The organism is Paraburkholderia sp. UCT2 (assembly GCF_014397665.1).
Classification (GTDB): domain Bacteria; phylum Pseudomonadota; class Gammaproteobacteria; order Burkholderiales; family Burkholderiaceae; genus Paraburkholderia; species Paraburkholderia tuberum.
Genome location: NZ_VZQO01000008.1, coordinates 138415 through 157748, shown reverse-complemented (window position 1 = coordinate 157748; position 19334 = coordinate 138415). Strand labels below are relative to the sequence as shown.

Genomic DNA, 19334 nt, shown 5'->3' with positions numbered 1-19334 from the left:
ATGATGGAGCTTTACCGACTACTTCGACTGGATCGATGGCATGAGCGCTTCCTCCTCCGCATCTACGTCCGCGCGTCCGCTCGAACAGATCGTGTTCGACGAATGGCCGGCCAACGTGCGCGCATTGTTCGACGGTTCGTCGCTTGCGGACAAGCAGGGCTTCACCGCGTCGCTACTGACCGTCGATGCGAACGGCCACGTGCGCACATCTCTGCTGAGCGTCGGCGAACTCTATGCGCCCGACTCGCGCACGCTGTGCATCGCGCTATGGCCGCAGGCGCGCGCGACGCGCGCGATCGCGCAAAGCGGGCGCGCGGCGCTGAGCTTCGTCTGCGATGCGGCGTTCTATCAGGTGCAGTTGCGTGTCGCGCCGCTGCCCGGTGTTGCTGGCGACGACAGCGGCCTCGTCTATCTGCTCGGCTCGATCGACACAGCGGAAGCGCAAAGCGTCCGTTATGCGCGCCTGACGGGCGGCATCACGTTCGAATTGCAAGGAGAGGGGAGTGTGGTGCTCGAGCGATGGGAACGGCAGGTCGAGCATTTGAAGCAGGCTGCCGCCGCGAGCAGCCGTTAGTCTTCGAGCAGGGAAGCGCTAACGGCTGATGCGCGGGCAGCCTTCAGGCCGCGCGACGCTTAACGGCCACGGTCGCCGTTGCGCGACGGTTGCGCACCACGCGGCGCATCGTTGCGCTTCGCGCCGCCGCCGAGCAACGCGCCCGGATTGCCGTTGTGCGAACGATTGCCCTGCGGCTTGCGCGGCGCATGGTGCGCGGGAGCGCCATCATGCGCGGCGGCACGCGGCCGATCGTCGGGACGCTGCGTATCGCGACGCGGCTGATTGCCATTGCCGGCCGGCTTCGCACCTTGTGGCCGCGGCGTGGGCTGAGCGTTCGACGCACGCTGGCCCGAACGCTGACCCGTGCCTTGTCCCGAACGCTGACCGGAGCCTTGAGCCGGCTTGGCCGGTGCGCCACCACCAGCACCGCCGTCACGACGCACCGCACCTTGTCCCTGGCGCGGCGAGCGCCCGCCGCCGCCCTGCCCGCGTCGCAGGATCGGCTCCGGCTTCGCGGTCGGGTCCGGCTCGAAACCGGCGATCACTTCCTGCGGGACCGGACGCTTGATCAGCTTCTCGATGTCCTTCAGCAACTGCAGTTCATCGACGCACACGAGCGACACCGCCTCGCCGGTCGCACCCGCGCGACCCGTGCGGCCGATGCGGTGCACGTAGTCTTCCGGCACGTTCGGCAGATCGAAGTTGACCACGTGCGGCAACTGATCGATATCGATGCCGCGTGCGGCGATGTCGGTCGCCACCAGCACCTGCAGCGTACCGTCCTTGAACTCGGCGAGCGCGCGCGTGCGTGCCGACTGGCTCTTGTTGCCGTGAATCGCGAGCGCGCTGATGCCGTCCTTCGCCAGCTGCTCGGCGAGGCGATTCGCGCCGTGCTTGGTGCGCGTGAACACGAGCACCTGGAACCAGCTGTGCTGACGGATCAGATGCGTGAGCAACTCGCGCTTGCGGTCGCGATCGACCGGGTGAATCTTCTGCGCGACCGTTTCGGCCGTCGTGTTGCGGCGCGCGACTTCGATCAGCGCCGGCGAGTCGAGCAGGCCATCGGCGAGTGTCTTGATCTCGTCGGAGAAGGTCGCCGAGAACAGCAGGTTCTGGCGCTTCGGCGGCAGCTTCGCGAGCACGCGCTTGATGTCGTGGATGAAGCCCATGTCGAGCATGCGGTCGGCTTCGTCGAGCACGAGGATCTCGAGATGCGACAGGTCGATGGTCTTCTGCTGCATGTGATCGAGCAGACGGCCCGGCGTCGCGACGACGATATCGATGCCGCGCCTGAGCGCATCGATCTGCGGATTGATGCCGACGCCGCCGAACATCACGGTCGACTTCAGCTTCAGATACTTGCCGTAGGCGCGCACACTTTCTTCGACCTGCGCGGCAAGTTCGCGCGTCGGCGTGAGGATCAGCGCGCGCACCACGCGCTTGCCGCCGGCGGCCGGCGGCATCGAATTCAGGCGCTGCAGGATCGGCAGCGTGAAGCCGGCGGTCTTGCCGGTGCCGGTTTGCGCGCCAGCGAGCAGATCGCCGCCGTTGAGCACGGCCGGGATCGCCTGAGTCTGGATCGGAGTCGGGCTGGTGTAGCCGAGTTCATTGACAGCGCGGACCAGCGGTTCGGACAAGCCGAGGGAATCAAAAGACATAAAAGCTCTTTGCAATGCAGTGTCGCGAACGGCCCCGCTGGGCCCAAAGGACCCCAACGCGGAAAAACCAGCGCGGCATCGACACGCCCGCATGGCGTGTTCGAGGCCGAGGCCCGGTTCCGTTCACGGAGAAATCGGCGGCACGCTCACAGATGTGCCGAATGTTTCAACGCGCTATGCAGACACGTCGACTGGCCTTAAGTTGCAATTCGTCGCCGTGGAATGTCACGCGACATAGCGCGCGACACTGACGAATTGACACAGACTGCCCGCCAGTACGAACAGGTGCCAGATACCATGTCCGTGGCGGATGCGCTCGTCGTTGATGAAGAAATAGATGCCGGCGCTATAGATGACGCCGCCGGCCACGAGCCACGCGGTCCCCGCGGCCGGCAACGCCTGCACCAGCGGGTGGACGGCTACGAGCGCGAGCCATCCCATCAACACATACAGCACCATCGACACGCTGCGGGTGCGTCGCCCGAGCGTGAGTTCCTGCACGATGCCGAGGGCAGCGAGCCCCCAGCTCACGCCGAATAACGACCAGCCCCACGGTCCACGCAACGTGACGAGCGTGAACGGCGTGTAGCTGCCGGCGATCAGCAGGTAGATCGCCGAATGATCGCATTTCTGCAGAACCGCCTTCAGACGCGGATGGCTGACGCTGTGATACAGCGTCGAGATCGCATACAGCACGAACAGCATCGCACCATATACGGCGAAGCTGACGACCTTGTACGCGTCGCCGGCGAGCGCGCCCATCGTGACGAGCGCCGCCAGCCCCACCACCGACAGCACGGCGCCGACGAGATGGGTGATGCTGTTCAAACGCTCACCGAAGGGCACAACTCTTTCCTCCTGCACGGTCCCACGAGGGCAACCTCCAACACAAATAGCCCTACATGATACCGGTCCTGAAAAAACGAAGGGCGCGGCCGCGAATTTCGCAGGCCGCGCCCGGGGTGCGTCGAACGCTGCTTAGTCGAGCGGCGCCGAACGCAGGTCGGCCACTTGCTGCGGCGACACGGGCGTGCCGTGGTTGCCCCAGGACATACGGATGTACGTCACGACCGCTGCGACTTCCTGATTCGACAGAGCCTGCGCGAACGGCGGCATGCCATACGGACGCGGGTTCCCTTCCGTGCTCGGCGGATAACCACCGTTCAGCACCATGCGGATCGGGTTGACCGCGGACGGCATCTGGATCGACTGGTTGTTCGCGAGCGGCGGGAATGCCGGCGGCCGGCCGAGACCGTTATCCTCGTGGCACTTCGCGCAGTTGTCAGCGTAGATCTTCTGTCCTTGCTTCAGCAGTTCGCCGCCGAATTTTTCCGAGGTTTCGAGCTGCAGCGGTTCCGGTGCTTCGCTCTTCTGCGGAATCGTCTTCAGGTACGTCGCCATCGCGTTGATGTCTTCGGTCGACAGATACTGCAGGCTGTTGTGAACCACTTCGGCCATCGGACCGAACACCGCACCGCGGCTCGACACGCCGGTCTTGAGCAGGTCGGCGATGTCCTTGAGATCCCAGTCGCCGAGGCCGGCTTCGCGGTTCGACGTCAGCGACGGCGCATACCAGTTCTGCAGCGGAATCAGGCCGCCCGCGAACGCGGCCGAGTTGACCGGGGCGCCCATCGCATTGATCGACGTGTGGCACATGCCGCAGTGACCAAGGCCTTCGACCAGATACGCACCGCGGTTCCATTCGACCGACTTGGTCGGATCCGGCTTGAACTCGCCTTCACGGAAGAACAGCGTGCGCCAGCCGATCAGCATGTTGCGCTGGTTGAACGGGAATTTCAGTTCGTGCGGACGGCTCGGTACGTTGACCGGCGCGACCGAGCGCAGGTACGCGTAGATCGCGTCCGAGTCGGCGCGCGTGACCTTCGTGTAGCTCGTGAACGGGAAGCCCGGATAGAGCAGGCTGCCGTCCTTCGAGCGGCCGGTGTGCATCGCGCGATAGAAGTCGTCCTGGGTCCACTTGCCGATGCCGTACTGGTCGTCCGGCGTGATGTTCGGCGTGAACATCGTGCCGAACGGCGTGGCCATCGGCAGGCCGCCCGCGAACGGCAGCCCGCCGCGCACCGTGTGGCAGGCAATACAGTCGCCGGCGCGGGCGAGGTACTCGCCCTTCTTGATCAGGTCGGCCTGGTCCGCGGGCGTTGCCGCCACGGCTGCGCCGCTGCTATGCAGATTGTCGCCGCCCGACCACAGGACGGGAACGAGTGCGGCGGCCGCGACCACGACGACTGCCGAGAGGGCGAACAAAGACTTGTGTTTCATTTGAATGTCTCTCCCGGCGCCTTATTGCGGTTCGCTGCCGCAGGCAAGCGGAGTCTTCAAGGAGCGGGCCGGAGCCGGCACGGGGTTTGGCGGAGCCTGCTGCGTGGAAAGCCAGGCCGCGACGGCGTTCACGTCTTCGTCGCTGAGGCGCGTGGCGATGGTGTGCATGCAGTCCGGCGCGATCGCGCGACGCGTGCCCGAGCGCCATGAGCCCAGCTGCGCGCTGATGTAGTCGGCGTGCAGGCCGACGAGACCCGGGATTGCCGGTTCCATACCGGTCAGCGCCTTGCCGTGGCAGGCCGCGCAAGCGGGCACCTGCTTCGATGCATCACCGTGCAGCACGATCTGCTCACCGCGCGCGAGCGTGGCGGCCGAGACCGTCGGCTTGGCCGGCGTCGGATACGGCGGGCGCTGCTGCGAGAAGAAGGTGGCGATCTGATGCAGGTAGTCGTCGGAGAGATACGTGACGAGGTAGTTCATCGGCGGGTACCTGCGGCGCCCTTCACGGAAGTTCTGCAACTGATTGAACAGATATTCCGCCGGCTTGCCGGCGAGGCGCGGGAAGTAGTCGTTGTCGGTACCTTGCCCATGCGAGCCATGGCAGGCCGTGCAGCCTTGCACGCGCGCTTCCATCGTGTCGGGGGCCTTCGGTTGAGTCTGCGCTTTCGCAGCGCTATAGACACCCGCGATGCCGATCAACAGAAGGGCAAGCAACGGGCGGAAGAGGCGTCTTGAAGACACGCGTAACTCCATCAGAATCGGGGACCTGACCGAACTTCGGGCGGCTCGGTGTGAAGGACAGCCGTCGCTGCGGCGACGCAGCATTCTATCATCGAAGGGTAATGGTGACTATTTGCCGCATTAGAGACGGTTCCAGGTGTGACCGCCATGCGACAGTGTGTCGCGTTATGCCGGTTTCGGACTTTGGTTGCGTCACGGATCGTGGTCGACGTCTTTGTCTCAAAAAATAATCACGGCGTCGCCGCCGCAAGCGTGATGCCGTGTGACGCATTCGATCAAGCCAGGTTGAACCGATCCCCGCGCGCGCCATCGAAGCGTACACTTCCGGGCTCGCCGGCCGTCGTGCAGACGATGCGCCTCGCCGGCCCGACTATGTTCCGTTCGTTCTCATCCGCTATCGGCCTTACATGAAGCTATTCGATTTCTCCTCGTCGACGCTGCGAGCGTTGATGTCCGGCGCGGTGGCGCTGGCCATGTCGTCCACCGCGTTAGCGCATGCGCATCTGATCTCGAGCGTGCCGGCCGCGAACGCCGACGCCGTCGCGCCTACCGACCTGACGATCCATTTCACCGAGCCGCTCGAGCCCGCATTCAGCAAGATCACACTCGCCGATGCAAGCGGCAAGCCCGCGACGCCGGGCGCGTCGACGGTCGATAGCGCGGACGCCCGCGTAATGCACCTCGCGCTGCCTCAGTTGACGAGCGGCCGCTATGCGGTGCACTGGATCGCGGTGGCCACCGACGGCCATCGTACCCATGGCGACTTCGCGTTCAACGTCAAATGAACTTCGACGGACTGTGGATCGGGCAGGTCGCAATGGCCGCGCTCATGAACGTCTCGTTCGGCTTCGCCGTCGGCTCGGCGCTACTCGGCGCATGGCTCGCGAGGGACGGGCTCCAGGGCACTTCACCGGCGCGTCCCGGCTGGATGCGCGCGCAACGCTCGATGCTCGCGGCCACCATCGTGCTGGTGCTCGCGGATTTCGGCTGGCTCCTGTATCAGGCGGCGTCGATGAGCGGTGTCGCGTTGTCCGCGGCGTTCGGCGTGGTGCCGACGGTGCTGACGCAAACGCATGTCGGCTATGGCTGGAGCGTCGCGTTCGGCGGCGCGCTGGTGCTGCTCGGCACCGCGCTGAGCCATGGCACGGGCATGCTGCGCAATACGCTGCTGTGGCTCGCGGTGCTCGCGATCGCGGCGGGTAAGGCGTCGCTCGGTCATGCGGCCGATGCCGGCGTCGTGTCGGCCGCGATCGGCATGCAGACGCTGCACGTGCTCGCAACGAGCGTATGGGGCGGACTCGCGATGGCCGCCGGCCTGGCGGTGCTGCCGGCGCTCGGGGCATCCACCGCGCGGGGCATGCTGATCCGCACGGCGACCCAGGTGTCGAACGTGTCGATCGTCGCGGTCGCGTTGGTGTTGCTGTCGGGCGTCTTCAATGCGGTGCACGACTCGGACAGTTCGTTCGAAGCGATTCAGGCGAGCACGTGGGGTCATGTGCTGACGTTGAAGCTCGTGCTGGTCGCGCTCGCGCTGGTGCTCGGCGCGCTGAACCGCACATCGGCGCTGCCACGCCTGCGTCGCACCGCATCGACGATGGATGCGCACACCTTCGTCAACGTGATGTATCTGGAAGCGCTCCTGATGATCGGCGTGTTCGTCGTCGCGGCCGCGTTGTCACACACCGTGCCGGCGTTCGCTGCGCTCGGTTGAACGCGCGGCGCGGCATAGGCGATTGACCAATCGGCAATGGATGCGCGACGGCCGCGCGCGTCCATCGTGCGTCAGTTCTACGACAGCACCCGCGGATGCGCGCCGCGTAAAAAAGCGCCGCACTGCGAAGCCCACTTACTCGAAGCCGAGGCGATGACCGAGAATCGGCGCGCAGAACAACGCGATCGCGCAGCCCGCGGCCTTGCCTTCGAGTTCGGCGCCGGCCGCGTGCGAGCCGACCATCTGCGTGAGCAGATCGAAGACCTGCGGCAGGCAGTACAGCACCGCCGCGGCGATAAAGCATTTCCCGACTACCGAGATGTTCCATCCGCGCTCGTACGCGAGCATCGCGCCGATGATGCGCAGCACGCCGAACGCAACCAGCGCGCCGACCGCCGCCTGTTCGCGGATCAGATAGTCAGGAAGGAATTCGCCCATGGTGCTCCTCGCTGCATGCGTTGTTGGCATGCATTTCAGCAAGGAGCAGGCCATACGTCTGTCCGATACCGAACAAACGTCGCGAAAGCCAGGCGGGATAAGGCTCGGCGGGGAGTGATGCAGGTCGGGACGGCAGCGCTCGAACGCCGGTTCGAGCCGGCTGGTCCGGGATGTTACGTTACTGCGACGGCCCGCGCGTCACGTGGCCCGCCGGCGGCGTTCCGCCTGCTTCGCTCAGGTGTTCAGATCACCATTCGGCGACGCTGCCGTCCGCGTGACGCCACACCGGATTGCGCCAGCGGTGACCGACCTTCGCCATCTCGCGCACCTTCTCTTCGTTGACCTCGATGCCGAGTCCGGGGCCCTGAGGAATCGACACGAAGCCGTCTTCGTACTTGAAGACTTGCGGATTCTTGATGTAGTCGAGCAGGTCATTGCCCTGGTTGTAGTGGATGCCGAGGCTCTGTTCCTGGATGAACGCGTTGTAGCTGACCGCGTCGATCTGCAGACAGGTTGCGAGCGCGATCGGGCCGAGCGGGCAATGCAGCGCGAGCGCGACGTCGTAGGCTTCCGCCATCGCGGCGATCTTGCGGCACTCGGTGATGCCGCCCGCGTGCGACGCGTCCGGCTGGATGATGTCGACGTAGCCGCCCGACAGGATGTGCTTGAAGTCCCAGCGCGAATAGAGACGCTCGCCGAGCGCGATCGGCGTGTTGGTCTGATTGACGATGTCGCGCAGCGCCTCGGCGTTTTCCGACAGCACCGGCTCTTCGATGAACAGCAGCTTGTACGGGTCGAGTTCCTTGGCGAGCACCTTCGCCATCGGCTTATGCACGCGGCCGTGGAAGTCCACGCCGATTCCGATGTTCGGCCCGACCGCCTCGCGCACCGCCGCGACGTTGTTGATCACGCCTTGCACCTTGTCGAAGGTGTCGATGATCTGCAGCTCTTCCGAGCCGTTCATCTTGACGGCCTTGAAGCCGCGCTCGACCACCGCGCGTGCGTTGTTCGCGACATCGCTCGGACGGTCGCCGCCGATCCACGAGTACACCTTGATTTTGTCGCGCACCTGGCCGCCGAGCAGCGCATGCACCGGTACGCCGTGATGCTTGCCCTTGATGTCCCACAGCGCCTGATCGACGCCGGCGATCGCGCTCATCGTGATCGGGCCGCCGCGATAGAAGCCCGCGCGGTACATCACCTGCCAGTGATCCTCGATCAACAGCGGGTCCTTGCCGATCAGATAATCGGATAGTTCCTCGACGGCCGCGGCGACCGTATGCGCGCGGCCTTCCACCACCGGCTCGCCCCAACCGACGATGCCCTCGTCGGTCTCGATCTTGAGGAAGCACCAGCGCGGCGGCACGATGAAGGTTTCGAGCTTGGTGATTTTCATGGTGTGTCTCCGGTGTCGATCGGAGTTGGCGCTTTGGCGCTTACTCCGAACCCATGCAAAGCAGGCCTGCGAGCATGCAAAATTTCGGGGAATTCCATGCTACAACAAAACTGCATTTAAATACTATTAATAGTACTATTTGTCACATAGTGGTGAGATCTGCCGACTTACCGCCACGTTGCGCGACGGGATCATCAACCGCGAGGAGAAAACCATTACGCACGATCTGCACGGGCGAGTCGCCCAACTGCTGGCGACCGCGATTCTGCGCGGCGACTATGCGCCGGAGTCGATCCTGCCTCGTGAAGCCGAGTTAATGGAGATGTTCGGCGTGAGCCGCACGGTGCTGCGCGAGGCGCTGCGCACGTTGACGTCGAAAGGGCTGATCGAATCGCGGCCGCGCGTGGGTACGCGCGTGCGGGTCAAGTCCGCGTGGAATCTGCTCGATGCCGATCTGCTCGACTGGTATTCGCGCGTCGCCGAGCCGATGGCGTTCGCGCTCAAGCTGCAGGAAATGCGCGAGATGATCGAGCCTTATGCCGCCGGCCTGGCGGCCGCCGCGCACACCGACGACACGTTGGGTGCGCTTGCGGCCGCGCATACCGCGATGGTGGCGGCGCGCAACGTCGACGAATGGGTGCGCGCGGATCTGCAGTTCCACCTGTGCGTGCTCACCGCGTGCAGCAACGAGCTGCTGATCCCGCTTGGCGCGCTGATCGAGCGCACGCTCGAGGCACAATTGCGGCTCAATGCGAAACGCGCCGATGTGTTCAACGCGTCGCTCGCCGAGCACACGGCGGTGTTCGACGCGATCCGCGCGCGCGATGCCGCCGCGGCGTATGCGGCGATGGCGTCATTGCTCGGCGTGACGCGCGGGCGAATCGAAGGCTGAGGCGGACGGCGTCAATCCATCGCCGCATGCGCGATCGACGCATCCGGTGCCTTGTGCGACGGCCGGATCAGCAGCAACAGCGGGATGACCAGCAGCGTCGCCACGAACATCAGCTTGAAGTCGTTCAGATACGCGACCATCGCCGCCTGCTGCGTAATCGACGCGTTCAGCGCCGCGATGTCATAGTTCGAGCCGCTGTTGAGCATCGACTGGAGCGCTGGATTGAACGCGGTGACGTTCGCAGCGAGGTCCGCGTGCGAGATCTGCGTGTTGCGCGTCATCAGCGTCTGCACGATCGAAATGCCGATACTGCTGCCGATGTTGCGCATCAGGCTATAAGTCGCGGTGCCGTCCGCGCGCAGCTCCGGCGACAGCGTCGAGAACGTCAGCGTGGACAGCGGCACGAACACGAGGCCGAGTCCGAAGCCCTGGATCACGCCGGGCCACACGATGTCCGATGCCGATAGCACGATCGTGTACTGCATCATCTGCCACAGTGCGAACGCCGAAATCAGGAAGCCGCAGAGCAGCAGCAGCCGCGCGTCGACGCGCTTGAGCAGCCGGCCGGCGATCAGCATCGCGACCATCGTGCCGGCGCCGCTCGGTGCGGTGACGAGGCCCGTGGTCGCGACCGGATAGCCCATCAGGTTTTGCAGCATCGGCGGCAGCAGCGCACGCGTCGCGTACATCACCGCGCCGATCACGAAGATGAACAACGTACCGGTCGCGAAGTTCGGGTCCTTCAATAACTTGTACTTGAAAAACGAGCGCTCGCCGATCGTCGCCGTGTGCACGAGAAAGAACGCGAAGCTGATTGCCGCGACGAGCGCCTCGATCACGATCTCGGTCGACGAAAACCAGTCAAGCTGCTCGCCGCGATCGAGCATCGCCTGCAACGCGCCGATCGCGAGGCCGAGCGTGATGAAGCCGAACGCGTCGAACTTCACGTCGTGTTTCGGCTCGCGCGTCGGCAGGAAGCTCGCGACGCCGAACAGCGCGATCGCGCCGATCGGCACGTTGATGAAGAACACCCAGCGCCAGTTGTAGCTATCGGTGAGCCAGCCGCCGAGCGTCGGACCGAGGATCGGCCCGACCATCACGCCCATGCCCCACACGGCCATCGCCTGGCCCTGCTTTTCACGCGGGTTGATGTCGAGCAGGATCGACTGCGACAGCGGCACCAGCGACGCGCCGAAGATCCCTTGCAACAGACGCGACACGACGATCTGCGACAGCGTCTCGGAGAGTCCGCACAACGCGGAAGACACGGTGAAGCCGCCGATCGCGATCAGCAGCAGCCGCTTCACGCTGAGGCGATCCGCCAGCCAGCCGGTGAGCGGCGTGGCGATCGCGGCGGCGACGATATAGGAGGTCAGCACCCACGTGATCTCGTCCTGCGACGCGGACAGCGTGCCTTGCATATGCGGCAGCGCCACGTTGGCGATCGTGCTGTCGAGCGTCTGGATCAGCGTCGCGAGCATGATCGAGATCGTGATCATCGGCCGGTTGAGCAGCTCAGTGGCGCTCGCCGACGTGGAGGCGGAAGACATGAATGGTGGGGAGGGTCGATATAGTAAGCATGCTTAGTATATCGTCAATACGGGTTGGCGCTATCCGGAGTTGTGCTGAGGATAGAACGCATACGCAGTCGCGCTGTACGCCGAAGTGCTTCCGTATAATCGGCGCATGAAAACCCAATTCGAAGAACGCTTCGGCTTTCTGATCTACGACGTCGGCCGGCTGGCGGGCAAGCGGTTCGACGATCTCGCGAGGTCGTCGGTCGATCTGACGCGCGCGCAGTGTCGCGTGCTGGCCTATCTCGGCCACTACGGCGACATCAATCAGGCCCGGCTGGCGGATCTGCTCGAGGTCGCGCCGATCTCGGCGGGCCGGCTGCTCGACCGGATGGAGGAGGGCGGCTGGATCGAGCGGACCGCGAATCCGCAGGATCGCCGCGAGCGCCAGGTGCGCATGACGCCGAAGGCCGAGCGCACGCTCGGCAAGGCGCGCAAGGTCGGCGACGAGGTCGCGCTCGAAGCGCTCAATGGTTTCAGCGATGAAGAAGCGGCGCAGTTGATCGCGCTGCTGCAGCGGGTGCGCGGTAATCTGAGCCGGCTCGTGGATCGCTGAAGCGTCGCGGTGTTGGCGCGACGCCGAAGTCTTTCGCGCGAGCCGGGGTTACGTTGAGCTCGCGCATCAAATCACGTTATCTGGGTTCCGACGCCGGCGTGGCGCCGCTCGGCGGTACCAGCTCGTAACAGCCCGGCGCCACCGACGTTTTTGCTTTTGCATCCGGTTGCTGCGGATCGATGCATTTGAACGCGCTCTGATCGCGCTGCACGAAGATCGTGTCGGCGGGACCGTTGTTGACCACGGCGACGATCTTGTAGCCGTCCTGCAGCAGCGTCGCGAGCAGGGTGGAACTGGCGCGCCATTGACTGTCGGCGGTGCCCGGCGTTTGAGCTTGTGCGATGAGGGCGGCGGTCGTGCCGGCGAGCGTGAGCGCAGCGGTGGTTGCGGCGAGCGCGACGGTGCGGAGCGTCATTAAGGAACCTCTCGAAGTTGCGACGGAATTGCGGAAGGAAGCCGGAGGTGCCAACAAAACCCGCGGCGCTTCACTGCCCATACCCTGCGACGCCGCTGCTCATCGTTCGTTCCATCAGAAACTCGCGCAACGCTCGCTGGCAAGCCATGCTCGCCATCCGCCAAACTCCGAGATATCGGTTCCCGACTGCACGCCATACGGCTCGCAGAGGAAACCGGTAACCCACGAACCGTCGACGAGTTCGACCTTCCCCAGAACCAGCGGAGACGGAACGGTCGAAATAAACGAGCCGAACTCCGCGCTGGGCATTTCCCACACTTCGACAGCAATTTTTGCGCCGCCATCGGTGACGCGCCACAGGCCTGGACGCCTCGTGCCGTCCGCCGACGCAGGCAGCGCCGACAACCGGTATTGCGCGGCAGTCTGAGTGGCCTGCAAGAGCCGCGCGCGTCGGGCAAGCAGATCGCGGTTGAGGGGCAAACCTTGCATGTGTGCGCCGCAGACCGCGATCCGCAGGCGATCGTGGCTCGCCGCGCATCGTTCGCCGCGCGGCTCCGGCTCGACGGTTAGACCTCCGACGCAGTGCACGCCGCTCTTTCGTTGCAGCAGGTCGGCCACACCCAACAGATACTGGTCGGTGAACGCGCGGCCAAAGACGGTCACGCCCCAGGGCAGACCATTCTTCATGAAACCGGTCGGCGTAGCGACGGCGGCATAGTCCAGCAGATTCATGAAGTTCGTGTAATAGCCGAGCAGGGAGTTCGGACCAATGGGGTCGCGCTCCAACTCGTCGAGCGTCACGGCACGCGGATACGTCGGCGTCAGAACGAAATCGAGTGAATCGATCGACGCATCGCAGAGGGCCTTCAATTCCTGCAAGCGGTACTGCGCGCGAAACAGTTCGACCGCGCTCGCGCCGGGTGCCTTCGCCAACACATCGCGAATGACGGGCAAAACCGCAGCGGGTTTCTCCGTCATTAACTCGCCCGCCACGCTGTAACGCTCGGCCACCCACGGCCCCTGATAGAGCAGATTGGCGGTTTCGACAAACGGCGTGAAGTCGATTTCGACAGCTTCACCACCTGCTTCTTCGAGCAACGCGCGCACCTTCGCGAACAGCCCGGGGCTCTCGGAACAGCCGGCGAATTCCAGTTGCGCCGGCACGCCGAACTTGAACGCCGTGGGCTCGCCAAACGCGCGTGCCGTATTCCATTGCGGATTCGCGCGGCTGTATGCATCGCGAGGATCGGGGTGCGCGCTCAACGCAAGCAACTCGCTCGCTTCTTTCGCCGTCGCCGTGAAGAACGTGACGCAATCGAGCGTGCGGCACGCGGGCACCACACCCGCGGTGGACAGCAGGCCTTTAGTCGGCTTGAGACCGACGAGATTGTTCAGCGCGGCAGGCACGCGACCGGAACCGGCCGTGTCGGTTCCGAGCGCGAAACTGGCGACGCCGAGCGCGACCGCGAGTGACGACCCCGCGCTCGAGCCGCCCGACGGATAGTCGGGATGCACGCTATTGCGACACTTGCCATACGGCGACCGGGTGCCGTTCAGACCGGTCGCAAACTGGTCGAGATTGGCTTTGCCGAGCGGCACCGCGCCGAGCGCGATCAATTGCGCAACGACGCTCGCCGATCGCGACGGCGTGTACGCGTACGCGGGGCACGCGGCGGTTGTCTGAATGCCGGCGAGATCGATGTTGTCCTTGATCACGAACGGAACGCCATAGAGCGGCAGGCTTTCGACGTCCTGCGTGTCGAGCCAGTCGAGGTAGGGCGCGACTTCATCTTCGGTCAGAAGATGGATGAACAGATTGAACGATGGATTGAGCGCCGCAGCTTTTTCGAGCAGTTCAGCGACGAGCCTGCGCGGTGTGAGCGTTCCATCACGGTATGCGCAGCGAAGTGTCGGGAGGCGAAGATCGAATGACGAGAATGAAGACATGGTTTGCGTCCAGATAATTAGTGACGTTCGACGACGGCGACGCGTTGCCCCGCGCGCACGGGCGAACCCGGCGCCACGTAGATCTCGCCGACCGTTCCGGCGCACGGCGCACACACCGCGATTTCCATCTTCATCGACTCGATGATGAGCAGCACGTCGCCCGCGTCGACCGCGTCGCCGGTTTTCACCTTGACTTGCCAGAGGCTGCCGGCGATCTCGCTGTCCACGGCGACTTCGCCGTCGTGAAGCGGAGCTAACTGAGTGTCTTCGGTGACCGGCGTCTCGAACGTGACTTCCGAGGTACCCGCTTCACGCCACCGCTCGCGCTCGGCCTGGAAGGCCGCCTGCTGCCTTGAACGGAACTGCTCGATGCTGGCGGATTCGCTAGCGAGAAACGCCTGATAGTCCGGCAACGAAAGCTCGGACTCTTCAATCCGCAACGGAAAACGCCCAAGCGGAAAGTCCGCGCGGATGCGCAACAGTTCGTCGGCCGATACTTCGTAGAAACGAATCTGGTCGAAGAAGCGCAGCAAATAGTGCTGTCCGGCGAAATCCGCGACTTCGCGGTAGCGATTCCACATCTGCAACGTGCGGCCGACGAATTGATAGCCGCCCGGCCCTTCCATGCCATACACGCACAGATACGCGCCGCCGATGCCGACCGAGTTCTCCGCGGTCCACGTACGGGCCGGGTTGTATTTCGTCGTGACCAGCCGGTGACGAGGGTCGAGCGGTGTCGCGACGGGTGCGCCGAGGTACACGTCGCCGAGGCCCATCACCAGATAGCTCGCATCGAAGACGATTTGCCTGACCGCGTCGATGGAGTCGAGGTCGTTGATGCGGCGAATGAATTCGAGGTTGCTCGGGCACCACGGCGCGTTCTTGCGCACGGTGGTCATATATTTTTCGATCGCGAGCTGGCACGCGGGGTCGTCCCATGACAGCGGCAGATGAACGACCCGCGACGGCACGCGCAGATCCTTCTGCAACAAGACCTCGTCCCACGCCCGCGCGACGATGTCGAGCAACCTGGCGAGCGGCAGATCCTCGGGCCGGTAGTGGATCTGCAGCGAACGGATGCCCGGCGTGAGATCGATGACGCCAGTCAGATGCTGCGCTTCGAGGGACTGCATCAGCGCATGTCCGCGAAACCGTGCCACGAGGTCGAGTTCCGCTGGACCGATTTCGAGCAGCAGATGCGTGTCGCCGGATACACGCGCGACGAGTCTGTCGCGGTCCGCGCCGGTATCGAGCACGATCGGCGACGTCAGCGATGCTCTTCTTTCGCTCGGCGCACCCGGTGCAATCTCGAGGCTCTCCAGTTCCCGACGACGCTCACGCGCAGCCTCACGCGCTTCTTCGACTTCGACGGGCGCGAAGCGGATCCTGTCGCCTGCTTTCAACTGGCCGATCTGCCAGAGGTCCGCCTCGATGATCGTCACCGGACAGACGAAGCCGCCGAGACTCGGGCCGTCGGGTCCGAGAATTACGGGCATGTCGCCGGTGAAGTCGACGGCGCCGACCGCGTAGGGATTATCGTGAATGTTCGACGGATGCAGTCCAGCCTCGCCGCCGTCCTCGCGCGCCCACTCGGGTTTCGGTCCGATCAGGCGCACGCCGGTACGGCTGGAGTTGAAGTGAACCTCCCATTCGGTGTCGAGCAGCTGCGCGATATAGCGGGCGCTGAAGTATTCGGGTGCGCCGTGCGGGCCATAGATCACACGAACGGTGCGCACGCCGTCGAGCGTCGGCGCGTCGACGAGCGCCGCGCCGGCCTGCGCATCGCCGAGCGGATAAAGATGCAGCACGTCGCCCGCGCGGATCGCGCGGCCGCCATGTCCGCCGAACTGGCCGAGCGTAAAGGTGCTGCGGCTGCCGAGATACAGTGCGACGTCGAAGCCGCCGCGCACGCACAGATAAGCGCGCGCGCCCGCGCCGCGTATCGTGCCGAGCGCGAGCGTCGAACCCGCCGGCACATGGAGGCTCGTGTTCAGCGGCTGAGCGACATCGTCGAGCAGCACCGGAATCTGCGCGCCGGTGATGGCGACCACGGCATCCGTGTTGAAGCGCAGCGTCGGCCCGCTCATCGTGACTTCGAGAGCGGCGGCGTCGGCCGCATTGCCGAGCAGGCGATTGCCGAGCCGCATCGCCCGGTCATCCATCGGCCCCGACGGCGGGATGCCGACTGCCCAGTAGCCCAGGCGGCCGGGATAGTCCTGCACCGTCGTCTGCGTGCCGCCGCTGACGACTTCGACCGTGCTGGCCCGATACCTGAGCCCTTCGAGACATCGAGTCCACGGTTCGCCCGACGCAAACGGCCGGTCGCGCAGAATCTGGCGCAGATAGTCGCGATTGGTCTCGACGCCGTAGAGTCGGGTGTTGCACAGCGCATCGTCGAGCGCATCGCGCGCTTCATCGCGAGTCGGCGACCACGCGATCACTTTCGCGAGCATCGGGTCGAAGTAAGGCGGCACTTCGCAACCGGCCTCGATCCATGTATCGATGCGCAATGCGCGCGCGTCGGCATTCGGGAACGCGACCTCGGTCAAGAGGCCCGGACTCGGTTTGAAATCACGCCCCGGATCTTCCGCGTAGAGTCGCGCCTGGATCGCGTGCCCTCGCGGCGTCAGACTCGCCGCCAGCTCCTTCAGCGGCGCGAGCGTGCCGGCCGCCAGTTCGATCATCCAACGCACGAGGTCGACGCCCCACACCTGTTCGGTGACGCCGTGCTCGACCTGCAGACGCGTATTGACTTCGAGAAAGTAGAACCGTTCGGCGGCGCTGTCGTACACGAATTCGACGGTGCCGGCGGAGCGATAGTCGACGGCTTTCGCGAGCTTGACCGCTGCCTCGCAGAGCGCGGCCTGAATGCCGTCCGGCAGGCAGGGGGCGGGCGTTTCCTCGAGCACCTTCTGATTGCGCCGCTGCACCGAGCAGTCACGCACGCCAAGCGCGAGCGCGTCGCCTTTGCCATCGCCGAACACCTGCACTTCCAGATGCCGGGCCCGTTCGATGTACTTCTCCAGAAACACGCCGGCATCGCTGAAATTGTTTTCGCCGAGGCGCTTCACGGCATCGAAATGGGCGCCGAGTTCGTCGGCGTTCCAGCACACCCGCATGCCGATGCCGCCGCCGCCCGCGGTGCTCTTCAGCATCACCGGATAGCCGATGGCCTGTGCCGCCGCGAGCGCCGCCGGCAAGTCCGCGAGCAGCCCGGTGCCTTCGAGCATCGGCACCCCCTCGTAGGCCGCGATTTCGCGGGCCGTGTGCTTGAGGCCGAACGCGCGAAGCTGCGCGGGGGTCGGTCCGATGAACGCGATGCCGGCCGCTTCGCAGGCTTCGCCGAACGCCGCGTTCTCCGATAAGAAGCCGTAGCCGGGATGGATCGCCTGCACGCCTTCGCGACGCGCAATCGCGAGGATCTTGGCCACGTCGAGATAAGTCAGCGCGGCCGGACCCTCGCCGAGCGCATGCGCGACAGGCGCCTCGCTGACGTGGCGGCTCGCTCGGTCGGCTTCCGCATAGATGGCGACGCCGGTGACGTCGAGTTCGCGCAACGTCCTGAGAATGCGGCACGCGATAGCGCCGCGATTGGCGATCAGAATCTTCTCGAACATGGAAGGTGTGTTGATTCGAAGGCGGGCCGTCCCGCCGTGGGAATGGCCGGCCGTGGTCGTCCACGGCCGAAGTCGCGTCAGCGATGCGTCTGGGTCAGTTCTTCGCGCGTACGGCTGAAGTACCGGCCCGAGCGAACCAGCATGAGGAGAAAAAGCCAGTGGCGGATGCGCTTCAATTCCATATCAGCAGCTCCGCGGGCGTCGGGTTATAGGCGTTGCATGGATTGTTCAGCTGCGGGCAGTTGGAGATCAGTACGATCACGTCCATTTCCGCGCGCAATTCGACGTATTTGCCCGGCGCGGAAATGCCGTCTTCGAAGCTGAGCCCGCCCGTGGTCGTGACCGGCACGTTCATGAAGAAGTTGACGTTCGCGCCGATGTCCTGCTTCGACAGGCGGCCGTCATGTGCGCAGGCACGCAGGAAGTTGTCGCGGCAGCTGTGCATGTAGCGCTTCTCCAGTGCGTAGCGCACCGTGTTGCTTTCCTGCGCGCAGGCGCCGCCGAGCGTATCGTGGCGGCCGCACGTGTCGGCGACGATCGTCAGCATCGGCTTGCCGAGGTTCGAGTACAGCACTGAGCCCGTCGTCAGGTAGAGGCTTTTTTGCCGGCGCAACGTGCGTTGCGGGTCGAAGCGCTCGCGCGGATCGGCGAGGCTGTAGAACAGCGTGTCGACCGCCTGGTTGCCTTCGAGATCGACGATGCGCAGCGTTTGCCCGGCCTTCACCTCGTGAAGCCACGGCTCGCCGGCGGCGAGTGTCTCGCGATAGACCGCGGTTTCCGGACGTTTGTCGCTGACGATAAGCGTGCTGGTCATAAGCGTGGCCTTCGCTCAAAGAAAGAAGCGTTCTGTGTTGATGAAACCGCGTGCGTTCTCTTCGCATGCGGTGCGGCAAACTTCGGCGACCTCGGGCCGCGCGTCGCTCAACTCGAGCTTGACGGGCCTCGGCGCGTACTCGGGGTTCGGGTCGAGCGGGTGCTGGATCGCGGTGAGCACGACGAGCGTGTTCATCGGTGCGTAGAGCTCGACGTAGTTGCCGGCTTTTGAGTTTCCTGGCACGAAACTGAGAACGCCGTCGTCGCTGACATCGACACGGCTGAACAGATTGAGCGTCATCAGCAGGTCAGTGATGCCGAGCCCCCACTTGCCCATTTCGACGAGCAGGTTGTCCGTGCCGTTGCGATAGAACGCGTTGCGCAGCTCCTGGTAGCGGCCTGCGCCGTATCGTTCGCGAACCTCGCCGGCATTCGACACACCGCCGATGCTGTCGTGCCAGCCACAGGTATCCGCGACGATCGCGGCAAGCACGCGGCCCATGTCGGAGTACAGGCAGTGCCCGACCGTGAGCCTGGCCGTGTGCTGGCACTTCAACGAATCCGGCAGATTGAGCCGTTCGCTCTTTTCCGTCGCGTTGACCATCATCACGCTGACGTTCGCGCCGCCGCGCAGGTCGGTAATGCGCAGTGATCGACCACGCTTGACGATCAGCGACGTATGGCCGCCGCCTGGGACGGTTTCTTCAAGCAGTAAGGTCGTATCTGAGTTCATACCTGAG

17 protein-coding genes are annotated in these 19334 nt (G+C 64.7%); 5 read left to right on the top strand and 12 right to left on the bottom strand.

What is annotated here, in order from left to right:
• Nucleotides 1–40 precede the first annotated feature (40 nt).
• Nucleotides 41–574 carry a hypothetical protein gene (locus F6X39_RS09480; protein WP_187616431.1) on the top strand — a complete coding sequence of 178 codons (534 nt, stop codon included), beginning with the start codon at nt 41–43 and terminating at the stop codon, nt 572–574.
• Between the two features lie 59 nt (nt 575–633).
• Here F6X39_RS09480 and F6X39_RS09475 read toward each other — a convergent pair whose 3' ends face one another.
• The 4 genes from F6X39_RS09475 to F6X39_RS09460 form a co-directional block, all read right to left on the bottom strand.
• Nucleotides 634–2214, bottom strand: a complete 1581-nt coding sequence (locus F6X39_RS09475) for a DEAD/DEAH box helicase (RefSeq protein WP_187616430.1) — start codon at nt 2212–2214, stop codon at nt 634–636.
• Nucleotides 2215–2439: 225 nt separating this feature from the next.
• Entirely contained in the window at nt 2440–3060 is a 621-nt protein-coding gene (trhA, locus tag F6X39_RS09470) for a PAQR family membrane homeostasis protein TrhA (RefSeq protein ID WP_187616429.1), read from the bottom strand.
• 132 nt (nt 3061–3192) lie between these two features.
• Entirely contained in the window at nt 3193–4494 is a 1302-nt protein-coding gene (locus F6X39_RS09465) for a c-type cytochrome (RefSeq protein WP_187616428.1), read from the bottom strand.
• Between the two features lie 21 nt (nt 4495–4515).
• Complete coding sequence (locus tag F6X39_RS09460; protein WP_187616427.1) at nt 4516–5247, bottom strand: c-type cytochrome; 732 nt, start codon at nt 5245–5247, stop codon at nt 4516–4518.
• Between the two features lie 395 nt (nt 5248–5642).
• Here F6X39_RS09460 and copC point away from each other — a divergent pair, with 395 nt between their 5' ends.
• Nucleotides 5643–6020: a copper homeostasis periplasmic binding protein CopC gene (copC, locus tag F6X39_RS09455; protein ID WP_187616426.1), complete on the top strand. Its 378-nt coding sequence runs from the start codon at nt 5643–5645 to the stop codon at nt 6018–6020.
• Nucleotides 6017–6946 (top strand): CopD family protein, encoded by a 930-nt coding sequence (locus F6X39_RS09450; RefSeq protein WP_187616425.1) that lies wholly within the window; start codon nt 6017–6019, stop codon nt 6944–6946. The genes copC and F6X39_RS09450 overlap by 4 nt, the downstream gene beginning before the upstream one ends.
• 135 nt (nt 6947–7081) lie before the next feature.
• On the opposite strand, the gene F6X39_RS09445 is transcribed toward F6X39_RS09450, so the two are convergent.
• Nucleotides 7082–7384, bottom strand: coding sequence for a hypothetical protein (locus F6X39_RS09445; protein ID WP_184006488.1), 303 nt, complete (start codon nt 7382–7384; stop codon nt 7082–7084).
• A 247-nt stretch (nt 7385–7631) separates the two neighbouring features.
• The gene (gene dgoD, locus F6X39_RS09440; protein ID WP_090801766.1) at nt 7632–8780 is read right to left on the bottom strand and encodes a galactonate dehydratase; all 1149 of its coding nucleotides are present in this window, start codon (nt 8778–8780) and stop codon (nt 7632–7634) included.
• A gap of 178 nt (nt 8781–8958) precedes the next feature.
• Between dgoD and F6X39_RS09435 the strand changes: the two genes are divergently transcribed.
• Nucleotides 8959–9672 carry a FadR/GntR family transcriptional regulator gene (locus tag F6X39_RS09435; RefSeq protein WP_184022974.1) on the top strand — a complete coding sequence of 238 codons (714 nt, stop codon included), beginning with the start codon at nt 8959–8961 and terminating at the stop codon, nt 9670–9672.
• An 11-nt stretch (nt 9673–9683) separates the two neighbouring features.
• On the opposite strand, the gene F6X39_RS09430 is transcribed toward F6X39_RS09435, so the two are convergent.
• Nucleotides 9684–11153, bottom strand: a complete 1470-nt coding sequence (locus F6X39_RS09430; RefSeq protein WP_260321050.1) for a DHA2 family efflux MFS transporter permease subunit — start codon at nt 11151–11153, stop codon at nt 9684–9686.
• A gap of 205 nt (nt 11154–11358) precedes the next feature.
• Between F6X39_RS09430 and F6X39_RS09425 the strand changes: the two genes are divergently transcribed.
• Nucleotides 11359–11802, top strand: coding sequence for a MarR family winged helix-turn-helix transcriptional regulator (locus tag F6X39_RS09425; RefSeq protein WP_184050828.1), 444 nt, complete (start codon nt 11359–11361; stop codon nt 11800–11802).
• A gap of 76 nt (nt 11803–11878) precedes the next feature.
• On the opposite strand, the gene F6X39_RS09420 is transcribed toward F6X39_RS09425, so the two are convergent.
• From F6X39_RS09420 to F6X39_RS09400, 5 genes are all read right to left on the bottom strand, one after another.
• Nucleotides 11879–12217: a hypothetical protein gene (locus F6X39_RS09420; protein ID WP_187616424.1), complete on the bottom strand. Its 339-nt coding sequence runs from the start codon at nt 12215–12217 to the stop codon at nt 11879–11881.
• A gap of 114 nt (nt 12218–12331) precedes the next feature.
• Nucleotides 12332–14164: an allophanate hydrolase gene (gene atzF, locus F6X39_RS09415; RefSeq protein ID WP_187616423.1), complete on the bottom strand. Its 1833-nt coding sequence runs from the start codon at nt 14162–14164 to the stop codon at nt 12332–12334.
• 17 nt (nt 14165–14181) lie between these two features.
• Nucleotides 14182–17781 (bottom strand): urea carboxylase, encoded by a 3600-nt coding sequence (gene uca, locus F6X39_RS09410; protein WP_187616422.1) that lies wholly within the window; start codon nt 17779–17781, stop codon nt 14182–14184.
• A 172-nt stretch (nt 17782–17953) separates the two neighbouring features.
• Entirely contained in the window at nt 17954–18595 is a 642-nt protein-coding gene (locus tag F6X39_RS09405) for an urea amidolyase associated protein UAAP2 (RefSeq protein ID WP_187616421.1), read from the bottom strand.
• A gap of 15 nt (nt 18596–18610) precedes the next feature.
• On the bottom strand, nt 18611–19327 hold the full coding sequence (locus F6X39_RS09400; protein WP_187616420.1) for an urea amidolyase associated protein UAAP1: 717 nt from the start codon (nt 19325–19327) through the stop codon (nt 18611–18613).
• Between the last annotated feature and the right edge of the window lie 7 nt (nt 19328–19334).